This window comes from Polyangium fumosum, from assembly GCF_005144585.1.
Lineage (GTDB): Bacteria > Myxococcota_A > Polyangia > Polyangiales > Polyangiaceae > Polyangium > Polyangium fumosum.
This window is the reverse complement of record NZ_SSMQ01000032.1, coordinates 53,047-65,754: the sequence shown is the minus strand read 5'-3', so window position 1 is coordinate 65,754 and position 12,708 is coordinate 53,047. Positions and strand designations below refer to the sequence as shown.

Annotated in this window: 8 protein-coding genes; 1 reads left to right on the top strand and 7 read right to left on the bottom strand. The window is 69.1% G+C overall.

The window, feature by feature from the left end:
- Positions 1-9 precede the first annotated feature (9 nt).
- From E8A74_RS27555 to E8A74_RS27540, 4 genes are all read right to left on the bottom strand, one after another.
- Positions 10-444: a DUF7793 family protein gene (locus tag E8A74_RS27555; protein ID WP_136932061.1), complete on the bottom strand. Its 435-nt coding sequence runs from the start codon at positions 442-444 to the stop codon at positions 10-12.
- Positions 445-576: 132 nt separating this feature from the next.
- A complete protein-coding gene (locus E8A74_RS27550) occupies positions 577-1,575 on the bottom strand; it encodes a hypothetical protein (RefSeq protein ID WP_136932060.1) in 999 nt (332 codons plus the stop codon).
- Positions 1,576-1,609: 34 nt separating this feature from the next.
- The gene (locus E8A74_RS27545) at positions 1,610-4,414 is read right to left on the bottom strand and encodes a hypothetical protein (RefSeq protein ID WP_136932059.1); all 2,805 of its coding nucleotides are present in this window, start codon (positions 4,412-4,414) and stop codon (positions 1,610-1,612) included.
- A gap of 78 nt (positions 4,415-4,492) precedes the next feature.
- Complete coding sequence (locus E8A74_RS27540) at positions 4,493-6,346, bottom strand: MutS-related protein (protein ID WP_232379767.1); 1,854 nt, start codon at positions 6,344-6,346, stop codon at positions 4,493-4,495.
- Between the two features lie 253 nt (positions 6,347-6,599).
- On the opposite strand from E8A74_RS27540, the gene E8A74_RS27535 reads away from it, so the two are divergent.
- Positions 6,600-7,109 carry a M23 family metallopeptidase gene (locus tag E8A74_RS27535; RefSeq protein ID WP_170229414.1) on the top strand — a complete coding sequence of 170 codons (510 nt, stop codon included), beginning with the start codon at positions 6,600-6,602 and terminating at the stop codon, positions 7,107-7,109.
- 4 nt (positions 7,110-7,113) lie between these two features.
- Here E8A74_RS27535 and E8A74_RS27530 read toward each other — a convergent pair whose 3' ends face one another.
- From E8A74_RS27530 to E8A74_RS27520, 3 genes are read right to left on the bottom strand one after another with little or no spacing between them, the layout of a single operon-like run.
- Positions 7,114-7,707 carry a DUF7691 family protein gene (locus E8A74_RS27530; RefSeq protein WP_136932057.1) on the bottom strand — a complete coding sequence of 198 codons (594 nt, stop codon included), beginning with the start codon at positions 7,705-7,707 and terminating at the stop codon, positions 7,114-7,116.
- 9 nt (positions 7,708-7,716) lie between these two features.
- The gene (locus E8A74_RS27525) at positions 7,717-8,814 is read right to left on the bottom strand and encodes a DSD1 family PLP-dependent enzyme (RefSeq protein WP_136932056.1); all 1,098 of its coding nucleotides are present in this window, start codon (positions 8,812-8,814) and stop codon (positions 7,717-7,719) included.
- 28 nt (positions 8,815-8,842) lie between these two features.
- On the bottom strand, positions 8,843-12,676 hold the full coding sequence (locus E8A74_RS27520) for a serine/threonine-protein kinase (RefSeq protein WP_170229413.1): 3,834 nt from the start codon (positions 12,674-12,676) through the stop codon (positions 8,843-8,845).
- Positions 12,677-12,708: the final 32 nt, after the last annotated feature.

Here is a 12,708-nt window from a genome sequence, read left to right as displayed (position 1 = left end):
CTCGATTCATCAAGCGGCGTGGTTCGAGGCGGCGGCGCTCGGCTGCGATTGCAGCCAGGCGAGCGCTTCCTCTTTGTGCGCGAAGAATGCGCTGGGATAACGCGGCCGTTCGGGCTTCAGGATCCGGATGGCGGCGATGATCATCTCGAGGGCGACGCGCACGCTGAACGGCGCGCCGACGAAGGCGACGGCCGTGTTCTTGGAGGCGTCCTTGCGGGCGCGGACGGCTTCGCGGATGTCGCGGGGGACGCTCCGGATGCGGGAAATGTCCATCAGCACCTTGCACGGGCCTCGCTCGGCCCCCATCCCGTACATGTAGTCGAGGACGCGGCTGAAGGTGTCCACTTCGAGGGGAACCCCGAACTCCAGGACGAGCAGGTCCGGCGGCACGAAGGTCACGACGTGCGGGCCGATGGTGAGGCGTTCCGTCGATTCGTTTTTCATGGCAGACGAGCTTCCGGCGCCGAGGGGTTCGGGAACCTGCTCCCATGATGCCAGGGTTTGCGGGCGTGTCCTAGCGCGAGATTCGCCTGAATTTTGACGCAGCCGCTGGAGCTACCACGATGGCGCACACGTTCAGAGCGTCCCCTTGAACGTGAATCCACCCACGATGTAGGGCACCGTCGCGGCGACCTCCTGCCCCGTTCGATAGGGATTGCGGATCCACCAGCTCACGTTCAGGAAGATGCCGGGCGCATTGAAACGTTTCGGCCCGTTGTGCTCGGGGAATTGAAAGCCGAGGAGCGGGCCCGCGAACTCGATCGGCGTGATCTGCTCGGCACGCGCCTCCTCGCCGGCGATCAGCTCGGCCGGGAAGAAGGTGTGATACACCCCGTGCCGCGCGCCCGCCATGAGGCCAAACGAGGTCACGAAGAGGAGGTCCGTCTCGTTCGAGACCATCCAGCCGTCGTCCATGGCGAGCATGCTGAACGGGAGATCGAAATAAAATCGGTCGCCAGGCGTGATCGTGAAATCGGTATGGATGAACTGCGTGTCCGACACGAGCAGGATCGGCCCGGCCTTGGCCTGCAGGATCACGTCGGCCGTGAAGATGCCCCCGGTCGTGCGATAGGAGAGCCCCTGCTTTCCGCGCTCGATCTGCTTCACGTCGCCGAAATCCTCGGAGACACGCTTGAACGATTGCAGCGAGTCGTACGTCCCGAAGAGGGCCATTCCCTCGTAGGCGAACAGGAATTGCAAAAAGGCGAGCGGCTGCACGTCGAGGCGCAGCCCTCCGCGGATGAACGCCGGCGTGATCGTCGTGACGGCGTTGATGCCGACGAACGTGCGCTGGAGGAGGATGTTGTCCTGCGGGCCGAGCAGCGGGCGCTGGTAGCCGACGCGGAAGAAACTCGAGAGCCCGAGCGGATTGTAGCGGACCGCGGTCGTGCTCCGGTAGACAAACCCTTTGTGGACGTAGGGTTGTTCGTCCTTGGGGGGTTCTTCTTTCGGCGCCGGATCGTTCGGGGCCGGATCTTTCGGAGGATCCCCTGCGAAGGCGGGGGGCGCGAAGAGGAGCGCCCCCGAGAGGATCCACGCCCGCGCGCGGCTGCGCGGGCCGGTCTTCAGCAACATGAGGCCCGACGTTACACGATCGGCGCCCCCGACACTATGCGGGCCGCGTGCCTGCCTCCGCGCCGGCCCCGAGCTCGCCCTTCGCCGGGGTCGCAGCGGTGTCGATGATCGAGCGGAGCGTGGGCATCACCTTCGTTCCGCCGAGCACCTCGGAGAGGATCGTCCCGACGTCTTTGCCCTTGAAGAGGCTCACGAGGTTCATGTTCCCCGCGACCTCGGTGAGGAGCAGCTTGTCGCCGAGCGCGACCATGGCCTCGACGAGCTGCTTCTGCACGGCCTGGCGCTCGGCCACGGTCGCGCTCGATTGCACCTCGATGAGCTTGATTTCGAGCTCGCGCAGGCGCGTCACGTAGGCAAGTTCGGCCTCGTGCGTGATCCGCTGCGCCTCGACGCGCGCCTCCGCGTCCTTGCGGAAGCCGTCGAGCATCGACGCCTTCTCCTCGTTCTCCCGCGTGAGCCGGGCCTTTTGCGCCTCGGCCTCACGCGTGTCCGCGAGTGATTGCCGCTCCTTGTGCACGGCCTCGTCCTCGCGCGCCTTCGCGAGCGCCGCCTCGTGCGCGAGCTTGCGCGAGAGCTCTTCGAGCTTCGCCGCACGCACACGCGCCTCGGCGACGAGCTCTTGCGTTTGCCGCTCGACCTCGGCGCGGAGCTTCGCCGACGCGAGGGCCTCCTGCGCTTTTCGATCGCCGATCGCGAGCGTCACGCTCTCGGTCTGCACCTTCTGCATGAGCGCGGCGACCTCGCGATCCTCGATCTCCGCGCCGAGCACCTCGACCTCCGAGAGCAACGTGCCGTTCTCCGTAAAGAGCCGCCCAGGCCGCGCGCCGTCCTTGCGTTCGCCGAGCAGCGTGTCGCGAAACACCGCCGGAAGCTCGGGCCAGAGCGCGGAGAGCGACACCGCGCGGCATTTGCCTCGCACGATGGAGCGGAGGCGATCCACGATGAACTGGATGTAGTTCTCGTGGTTGAACCATTTGTCTTTGTGGTCCGCGAGGAACTCGACGGAATACGAGACGCGCACCGAGATCTTGACGAAGTCGGCCGTCTCCACGGTGATCTTGTCGGAGATGCGGTTGCCCACGGTGCGCAAAAAACACGTGCGGAGCGGCTCGTCGTCGCTCTTCGGCGTGCCCGTCGAGAGCGAGAGCGAGGTGAGCGACTCCTCGTAGCCGAGCAGCGTCACGCAAGGCCCCTCGACGACGCGGCGCGAATTCGCGCTCGTCACGAGCACGGCCGTGTTGTTCGGCACGAGGATCGAGAGCGCCCACGGCGTGGTGATGGCCCGCTGCGTCTCCTTGTGCGGCTCGTTCGAGGCGATCCACAAGTTCCAGTCGTCCGCCGGCACGGTGCGCGTGACCTGCACCTCCTTGCGTGGATCCACGAGGTACGATTGTTTGCCGCGCACGAGGCGCACCTCGCCGGTCGCGAGGTCACGCACGTAAATGCCGCTCTTCTGGTCGATGCCGATCGCCTCGATGAAGACGCGGCTCTGGTCGTTGCCGACGACGGCCTGGCCGGTCTCGGGCGAGAGGCACTCGATTTCGTTGAAGGGGACGAAAAACGTCGAGACGCCTGTGAGGAGCAGCTCGTCGCCGGGGAAATACTCGTCCTTCGCGAGCTCGAAGCCACGCGGCAATTTCGCGGCGAGGTCCGCCCGCTTGATCGGCGCGATGACGCGGAGCCAGAGCGCGCGCTGCGGCAAAAGCTCGTAAGCGTCGTACACGCGGTTGCGCGAGCCGAGGGTCATGAACGTGTCGTACGGCCCGGGGAAGACACGCGCGGGGCCGACCTTGATCTCGCGCTTGCCGTCGGCGTCCACGATCACGCAATACTCTTTTTCGCCGAGCACGACTGCGCGGCGAATGAGCCGCGCCTGCCGCGCCTCGGCCTCGAGCGCGCGACGGACCGCGGAAGAGGCGAGGAGATCCTGCACCGCGGCGGCGCCGATCTTGGCCTCGGCCGCAATCGCCGCCGCGGGCGCGGGCGCTGCCTGCGGCGGGGGCGGGGAGGGCGCGGCCTTGCGTCCGCGCATACGTGCCGACTGATCGATGAACTGGTTCGGCACCTTGCTGCGCGCCTGGCCCCGGAGCCCGGTCGCCTCGTCGTCGGCCGCGTATTCCTCCAGCGCGGCCGTCTCCTCGCCGCTCTGCGCGAGGACCTGCCGCGCGATCGCCGCGCTGATGGCCGCGCCGCTGTCGTCGATCGAGGTATCCGGCACGATGTCCACGCCCGTCGGCGGGATGTAAAACTGCGTATCGAGGCCTCGAATCACGATGAGCTGCCCGCGCTTGAGCGGCACGGGGGAAAGCGCGTCCACGGTGGTCGTCGGCTGCTCGTCGAGGTTCTCCGCGGTGGCCCGCGTGATCGCCGCCGATCGCGCCGTCACCTCGTAGTAAGGCGCGTTCTTGTCGACCTCGCCGTACACCTTGACGACGAGGTATTGATTCGAGGCGAGCTCGTGCGCGTCACGCACGTCGGCGCGCTGGCCGGGGCGCAGGTAAAAAGAGCACGGGCCCGGGATCATCGAGCGCGTGCCATTGCGGAGCGGGCGCGATTCGTTGCGGCCATTCTTGAAGCGGCCGTTCGGGCCGCTGTCGCTCTCCAGGAGCGGGTTGAAGAGGACCGCGTACTGGTTGTCCCCGAGCTCCACCATGCTCTGGGGTTTGCCCGTGGTGTCCTCGCGGAAACCGCCCATTCCGTCGTCGATGACGACCCGATCGGCCGCGGTCGGCGAGACCATCGTGGGCCCGACGTGCAAGGTGACCTCGCCTTTGTCGTCGTCCTGAACCCACAAGAATTGCCGCTCGGTGACGGGTATCTTTCGGCTCGTCCGTTCCATGACCCCTCGCTCTTCCTTTGAAGGCTTATGCTGGGCCCCAGGGAAACACGGATCGTGCCAGCCGAGAAGAGCCGCGATTTACCGGCGCGTGACGCGGAGCCTGCGCCGTTCCGGAGCACCGGCGCTCTTTTCTGGAGCGATCGGGCGCGCGACGCGGCGGCTCGACGGGAGTGGCCGCTCCCCCAAGCTCTCGGCGCGCTTTTTCTTCGCGATGAGCGCCGCGAGCTCGTCGCGCGTGACGCCGAGCCGCGCGGCCGTCTTGTGGGCGAGCGAAGTCTTGGCGACCCCCGGGCGGAAGCCATACGTGGGGCGCTCGTTTTCGTCGAGATCGACTTGCAAAAATTCGAGGTGCGGGACAGGCGGCTCGTCTTCGAGGTGCGTGGCCAGCGTGAGGAGGTGCGTGGTCAAGAAGACCGGTGATTTCAGCTCCGGGAGGAGCGAGATCACGAGCCGCGCGATCTCCTCGCCCTCGGAAGGGTTCGTCCCGGAGCAAAGCTCGTCGAGCAGCACGAGCGAGCCGAACCCGAGCTCCTCGAAGAGCCGGCGGATCCGCAGGAGCTCCATGCCGAGCTGCCCCTCGGGCTGATCGCTGCGCGCCTCCTCGATGAGCGAGACGAACATGCCGGCGAGCTGCGGCAAGACCGCGCGTTCGGCCGTGACGAAGAGCCCCGCCTGGCCGAGGAGCTGCGCGAGCCCGATCGACTGGAGCAGGCGCGTCTTGCCGCCCGAGTTCGGCCCCGTGACGATGACGACGGCGTCGCCGTGCGCCGTTCCGAGGTTCGAGGGGACGGGCTTGGATTTGCCGGCGAGGAGCAGCGGGTTGTAGAGGCGATCGATCACGAGCCCGGCCTCGCCGGGGGGCACGAGTTCGGCGAGGCAAACGGGCAAACCCTTGTCCCGCGCGAGGTCCGCGAGCCCGAGGCCGGCGAGGTAAAACTCCATGTCGCCGAGGAGCTGGAAGAGGAGCGCGACGGGGCGCTCCATGCCGCTGAAGACGTCGTCGAGGAGGCGCTCGGTGACCTCGCCCGGCGTGACCCGATACCCGCGCAAGAAGAGGCGGAGCCGCGAGAAGAAGCGGGCGATGGCGGAGGTGTGGAGGGGGTTGTCCTGGTTCTCGCGGATGCGGACGATCTGGAAGGTGCGCAAGGTGCCGTCGACGCCGACGCGGACGCGAAGGTCGACGGTGCCGAGGTGGCGCTCGTGATCGAGGAGGGCTTCGAGGCGCTGGTACGCTTCGCTCTCTTTCGCGGCGATGCCAAACGCGCGGATCCGTGCGACGCCGGAGGTGGCGCCGGCGAAGGCGCCCGCGAGGTCGTCGACGACCTCCTGCACGATCCGCAGGATTTCGAGGCGTCGATGGGTATCACCGCCGCGGCGCGACCCGCCCTCGGCGCAAAACGCCGCCCGAAGCGCGACGAGGCGCTGGTAGATGCGCTCGAAGTCACGGCGAAGCTCGGGGCTGCCCGCGAGCTCGGCGAGGATGCGCTGGCGGAACGTGACGACGCGGAGGTCGGTCGGCGGCTCGGAGATGGCGCGGAGGAGGTAGGGCAAGCAGGGCGCGACGGTCCGGCCGCCGATGCGGATGCGCAGCGCGCGGGTGACGAGGTCTTCGAGGAAGATGTCCCGTTCGAAGTCCTTGCGATCCCACGTCGAGGACGGGAGCGCGGCGGCCGCGAGGACACGCTCGAAGGCATCGAGGGAGGTGCCGAGCGCGAAGGCGAAGGCGAGGGTCTGGTGGAGCTCGTCGAGGTCGATGCGGACTTCCGCCTCGTCACAAAGGAGGTCGGGGACGGGAACGGCATCCGCAGCAAGGGGGGCCTTCGAGGTCATCGCGAGGGAGACGGATGGTACCTCGGAGACGCTTCCGCGATCGACGTTGTCACGAAACGCGTCCGTCGCCCGATGATCCACCCGAAGCGCCATGACCGACATGCTCTCCACCTCCGCTCGGATCCTTGGAACCTTCGGGTTGGTTTTGTTCCCGGCTTGTGTTGCTCCGGTGGGTGGATCCGGTCGGCCTGCCCAAAGCGCGGTTCACGAGGTGAACAGCGCCGAACTGACCGAAGCCCCCCACTTCCGCCGCGCGCTCGCCTTCACCTCGCAGCGCTCCGTTTTGGCTCCCGCCTCCACCGGGGACGTCGTCTCCGGGAGCCCGTTGCTACCCGGTCTCGACGAACCTGTAGCCATGCCCACTTGGCCAGAGGGGATGAGGTCGAGCAAGTTGCCGAGTGGGCTGTTCAACCCGATGCCGGAGGGGGTGATCGCCGGGTACCGGGCCGATACCGGGCTCGACGTGATGGGGATGAAGAAGCCGGTGTACGCGATTGCCTCCGGGTACGTCGATTACGCCGAGGCCGGGCACACGCTCTGGACCGGGCCGCGTGATACGCCGTATTGCGTGCGCATCGAGCTCGATACGCCGATCCCGTACGGGGACCGCAAGATCACGCACATCTATTACGCGCACCTCTCCGAGCTCGCGCACGTGCAGCCCGAGGGCAAGACGCCGAGGACGCGGATCGAGGGGGGCGACCGGATCGGGACGTCCGGGGTGGCGAACGGGAGCTGGCACTTGCACCTCGGCTTCCTGCTGGACGGCGAGGTGGAGCAATCCTGGGGGACGTTCCTGCTCGAAGACGAGATCCGGAAGGTGATGGGCGATTACCGAAAAGGCGCGCGGCTGCCGAAGGAGTGAATCGTCAGTAATAAAACCCGACGATCCCTTCGCCCTTCCGCGACGTTTCGGCGATCCAGCTTTGCACGGCCATGATCGCATCGTGCACGTCGTTCGTCTCCGCGCTGATCTGGACCTCCCCGAACCGCTTGTGCCCCGCCACGACCTGCTCCGGGCTCCAGTAGCCGTGCACGGGGAAATCGTCGGGGGGTGGGAACGTGCAGAGCGCCTTGCCAATGTACAGGTCGCGAAAGGGGAGCGTCTCGTCGAGCCCCGATTTCTTCCAGTCCTGCTCGACGGCCTCCATGAACGACCACCGGATCGAGGAAAAGGCATTGTTGTTCAGGTACCGGCCGAAGTGCTCGACGATTCGCTCGTAGGCATAGGCATACATGAACCCGTGCCCCTTCTCGGGGACCGTGCCCATGATCAAGGCCTTCACCGCGTCGAACGGCGTCGGCGCGCCGTTCGCGATCTCGGATTCGAACCAGTTCGCCTGCTGGGCGAGGTGCGCCTTGAACCGGCCGCAAATCTGCCGCCGCAGCTTGTCGTCGCCGCTGCTGAAGACGGGCTTCAGTTTGTCGAACCTGACCGCATACGCCATCACGCTGTAGCTCATCGTTTCCTCCTACCGGATGTGACCGCGTGCCTCGATCGGCCAAACCTCGACGAGCCGGTCGTCCTCGACCACGTGGTAATGGTCGTGCAGGTTGATCGTCGTGTCGCAATGGCTCGGCACGAGCAGCACCTTGTCGCCGACCCGCACGTCGCTCCCCTCGCCGTCGAGCTCGATCCGGCCGTGCTCGTCCCCGGCGAACGTATACCGCGCGCCCTCGATGCCCCGCACCCGCGGCGGGCCGCTGTCGTTCGAGAGCGCCTTCATTCCCGCGTCCACGATCACGTCCGTCGTGCGCGTCCGGCTCACGACCGTCGTCAGGACGAAGAGCGCTTGCTCGAATCCCACGCCTTGCACCGTGCCGTAATGGTCGTCCATCACCACGTACGAACCCGGCTGGATCTCCGTGATGCCCGTGGCTTCGACGGCAAACGTCGAGGTGCCCGTGCCGCCGGTGGAGACGATGTCGAGGGGCAAACCCGCGCCGCGGACGAGGTCCGCCGTGTCCGTGAGCTTCTTCATCGAGGCGCGCCAATGCAACTCGCGCTCGTCGCGGACCTGCACGTGCTGCAAATGCCCCTCGTACCCTTGGAGCCCGACGAGCACGAGGCCCGGCATCGTCGCCACCTGCTGCGCCAGCGCGAGCGCCGGTTCGCCCGGCAAAACCCCCGTGCGCCGCTGCCCCACGTCCAGGTCGACGAGTGCCGGGATCTTCAGCCCGACCCGCGCCGCCGCGTCCGAGATCGCCCGCGCCGCGCCCGCGTCGTCCACGACCGTGAGGACGATGCCGTGCCGCGAGAGCGCGAGCAGACGATCGATCTTCGTGCGCCCGACGATCGGCGTCGACACGAGCACCTCGGGGATCCCCGCGTGGATCATCACCTCGGCCTCGCCGAGCTTCGCCGCCGTCATGCCGATCGCGCCCGCCGCCATCTGCTTGTGCGCGAGCAGGGGGCACTTGTGCGTCTTCACGTGGGGCCGCAGGCGCACCGCGCCGTGGATGAGCCGATCGGCCATCGCGCGGATGTTCCGCTCGGCTGCCGCGATGTCCAGGATGAGCGCGGGCGTGTCGATTTCGCCGAGCGCTTGGCCCCTCGTCCCTTCGAGCATGGCTGGTTCGTCCTCCCTCCCTGCCGCGTTACGCCCCCATGTGCGCCGCGAGATCGAGGGTCCGTCGATGCTCGGGGACGAGCTCGACGAAGCTCCGCCGATGCGCAGGCCGCGTGAGCGAAGTCGCGCGCTCCTCGATGCGCCGCTTCGCGATGGAGAGCGCGCGCCGCGCGCCCTCGGTGTCCCCCGTCGCAGCGAGCGCCTCGGCAAACGCGAGCCGCACGATCCCTTCGCCCTCTTCGGCCGCGCCGCCGCGCGCCGCGAGCGCGCTGATCCCCTTCTCCGCCATGTGCAGGGCCTCGCGCGTGCGCCCGCGCATGAGCTCGACCATCGCGAGCACGCCCTGCGCGTATGCGTGGAGGGGCATGCCCGCGAGCGCGTCCACGGCCGCGCTCGCCTCGGCGTCCGCGATGTCGAGCTTGCGGGCGTAGAGCGCCGCGATCGCGAGGTAGATCCGCGCGCCGGCTTCGAGCCTGCGGTTGCGCTGGAGGAGGGCCTCGCGGATGCTGCGGGAGAGGAGCGTCTGGGCCTCGTCGAGCCGGCCCGTGTGCGCCAGGGAGAACCCGAGGTTTTGCTGGGCCGCGCCCACGATCTGCGAGAGCCCTTGGGCCTCGCTCGTCTCGAGCGCGGCGCGCGCAGCGAACTCGGCTTCGACGTAGGCGCCGATCGCGTTCAGCAGCGCGGCCTGGTTGCTCCGGTGGAGCGCGACGCTGCGCACGTCGCCGATCTCCGTGAAGGCCTGGATGACCTGCTCCACCGCGCCGACCGCGCCCGCCGCGTCCCCCATCGTGTGCGCCCGCAGCGTGTCGGCCTCGTGCAGGCGCGCGCGCGACGAGGGCTCCCGGCGCGCCTCCTCGTGCCCTGCGGCGAGCTCGTGCAAGGACTCGGCGAGCTCGTGCCGCCCGAGCACGTAAAACGCCGCGGCGACGCGCGCGCACGCGGCGATCTGCGTCGGCCGCGGCGAGGGCTGCGGCGCGGAGACGACCTCGGCGAGCGCTGCCGCCACGGGATCGAGCGTGCCCGGATCGCCGAGCTTGGTCGCGCACGTGGTGACCTCGCTCGCGGCCGCGCACCAGGCGTCGGTGCCGCGCGGCAGGACGGTGAGCGCATGCTCGGCTTTGCGCATGGCCTCGACGTTCTCGCCGCGCCACCGGTGCGCCTCGGCCTGGATCACGAGCAGGCGGCCGAGATCCTCGCCGAGCGCGCCGCACTGGATGCCACGCTCGGCGCACGAGAGGGCCTTGCCGAGATCGCCGCCGAGGAGCGCTTGCTCGGCTGCGCGGGAGAAATGCGTGATCGCCGTGTCGAGCTGGCCCGCGCGGAAGAGGTGCTCGGCGAGGCGCATCGGATCGGGCTCTCCGGCCGCTATGAGGCGGCGCGCCGCGAGCTTGTGCCCGAGCACGCGGTCCTCGTCGGTGAGCATCGCGTAGGCTGCCTCGCGCACGTAGGCGTGCCGGAACGAGTACATCTCCACGATGTTCTCGTGCCGCGTCAGGCTCACCTCGCGTAGCTCCAAGAGCTCGCGCGCGCAGAGCTCGCCGAGCAGCGTTGCGGCGTCGCGCGTCTCCTCGCCGAGCAGCGCCGCCACGTCGCCTTCGGTGAACACGTCGCCGTAGACGCTCGCCGCGCGGAGCGCCCGCCGCGCGCGGGGATCGAGCTCTTCGAGCGTGCCTTGCACCATCGCGATCACGCTCTCCGGCAGCGCTCGGTCGCGGCCGCGCGCGGCCGCGCGCACGAGCTCTTCCAGGAAAAACGCGTTCCCGCCCGCGCGCTCCACGACCTGCGTGATCACCGTGCTCTTCGCCCGCGGCCCGAGCACCGCGCGCACGAGCCTCTGGCTGTCGCCATCCGCGAGCGGCGCGAGCGAGATCGTGAGCGGCGCGCGCGCGGCCCAGAGATCCGGGAACGTCCGCGCGAGCTCCGGTCGACCGAGCGCGAGCACCACGAGCGGCAAGCGCTGCGCGAGCGCCGCGTCGACGAGGTTCAAGCTCGGAAGATCCCCGAAATGCAGGTCTTCGAGCACGAGCAGGAGCGTGCCGGCGCGGCCCTCGGCGACGACGAGCTCCTCGAACGATCGGCGGATCCGGTCGCCCATCAACGTCGTGTTGCTCCGGGCGGCGACGAGCCCCGGGCGGCCCTCGCCCTCGAAGGGCAAACCCGAGGCTTCCCCGAGAAACTCCGCCACGGACGCGGCGCGGATCGGATCGAGGTGCCGGCCCACGCGCGCCCGCAGCTTGCGCCGCGCGACCTCCAGCGGCTCGCCCGCCATCACGTTCGCCGCCCGCCGGAGCGCCCGCGCGAGCAGGCCAAACGACGAACCCGCCGCCATCGGATCGCCCTGGCCGATCCAGATCTCCACCGGCCGGCCTCGCTCGCCGAGCCAGCGCAGAAGCTCGTGCCGCAGACGGGATTTGCCGATCCCCGCCTCGCCCGTGACGATCACCACGCGTGGCGCACGCTCGCGCTCGGCCTCCTCGAAGATGCGCTGGATCGCGCCGAGCTCGACGTCTCGACCGACACACGGCGTGGGCCGGCCGAGCAGCGTCCGCGCGGGCTCGCCGACGTCACGCTCGCCGAGCAGGAAGAGACCTTGCTCGTCGCCGCTCACGTCGAAGCGCGCGCCGAGCAGGCCCGCGGTCACGTCGTCGACCGCGATCGCGTCGCGCGGCGCGCGCGAGAGCATGGGCAGGAAGGGCTCGATCGTCGCCGAAGCCGGCGCCTCGCCCGCGCTCTCGGCCGCGACGATCGCCGCGCGCTCGCCGTCGACATGATCCCCGAACGCGAGCGCGCATTTCGCGGCCCGCGACGCCTCGTCCGTCGCCGCCCCCGAGCCGCGGAACGTCACGAGCAGGTGCCCGTCGAGCAGCTCGTCGACCGTACCGCCGAACCCCGCGGCGACGCGTTCGAGCGCGGTTTTTCCTTCGGAACCCGCGTCCGGCCCTTCCGGCAGCCGCACGATGAGCACGCAGCGGACGCGCCGCTCGTGCGCCCCGAGCGCGTCGCCAGGCAGCGAGACGGCCTCGACCGTGGTCTCGTCGAGGTCCGCTTCGAGCGCCCGCTCGATCTCCAGCGCGAGCGCGCCTGCGTTCGCCGGTCGCTCGTCCACCGCGCGCGCGAGCATCCGCGCGAGGAGCGCTTCGAGCCAGGGCGGCGCGTCGGGCCGGAGCGTGCGCAGCCGTGGCGCGTCCTCGACGACCACGCGCACGAGGTACGAGAGCGCGTCTCCGCCCTCGAAGAGCCGTTTGCCCGTGAGCGCGTGCAGCATCAGGCAGCCGAGGGCGAACACGTCCGCGCGCGCGTCGAGGTTCTGCGCGCCGCGCGCCTGCTCCGGCGCCATGTACCCCATCGACCCGAGCAAGACGCCCTTCTGCGTGAGCTCCTTCGTGGCGCCGCCGAGGCGCGCGATCCCGAAATCGATGATCTTCGGCCGCTCCAGATCGCCGTCGAGCAGGATCACGTTCCCGGGCTTCAGGTCCCGGTGCACGATCCCTTGCGTGTGCGCGACCGCGAGCGCCTCCGCGAGGTGACGGAGCAGCCGCACGGCGCCGTCGATCGGCAAGGTTTGTCGCTGGATCCGCCGGTCGAGGCTCTGGCCCGAGGCCCACTCCATCGCGATATAGGGGAAGCTCCCGTCGCGGCCGTGCGCGACGTACTGCACGATGCCCGGATGCACGAGCGCGGCCATGATCTCCGCCTCGCGTTCGAAGCGCTCGATGTTCGCCGCTTCCTCTTCGAGGAGGACCTTGATCGCGACGACCTCGCCCGTCGTGTGGTCCGTCGCGCGAAACACGCGGGCCATGCCGCCTTGGCCGACGACCCCTTCGACGACGAACCGTCCGTCGACCACCTGGCCCGGAAGCATGGGGCGCCAAGTATCCGCGCAAAGTTCGGCGC

What these genes read in the sequence shown, in the direction of transcription:
- E8A74_RS27545 (WP_136932059.1), bottom strand. Translation starts at nt 4,414, where the DNA reads ATGGAACGGACGAGCCGAAAGATACCCGTCACCGAGCGGCAATTCTTG.
- E8A74_RS27550 (WP_136932060.1), bottom strand. Translation starts at nt 1,575, where the DNA reads ATGTTGCTGAAGACCGGCCCGCGCAGCCGCGCGCGGGCGTGGATCCTC.
- E8A74_RS27525 (WP_136932056.1), bottom strand. Translation starts at nt 8,814, where the DNA reads ATGCTCGAAGGGACGAGGGGCCAAGCGCTCGGCGAAATCGACACGCCC.
- E8A74_RS27530 (WP_136932057.1), bottom strand. Translation starts at nt 7,707, where the DNA reads ATGAGCTACAGCGTGATGGCGTATGCGGTCAGGTTCGACAAACTGAAG.
- E8A74_RS27540 (WP_232379767.1), bottom strand. Translation starts at nt 6,346, where the DNA reads ATGTCGGTCATGGCGCTTCGGGTGGATCATCGGGCGACGGACGCGTTT.
- E8A74_RS27555 (WP_136932061.1), bottom strand. Translation starts at nt 444, where the DNA reads ATGAAAAACGAATCGACGGAACGCCTCACCATCGGCCCGCACGTCGTG.
- E8A74_RS27535 (WP_170229414.1), top strand. Translation starts at nt 6,600, where the DNA reads ATGCCCACTTGGCCAGAGGGGATGAGGTCGAGCAAGTTGCCGAGTGGG.
- E8A74_RS27520 (WP_170229413.1), bottom strand. Translation starts at nt 12,676, where the DNA reads ATGCTTCCGGGCCAGGTGGTCGACGGACGGTTCGTCGTCGAAGGGGTC.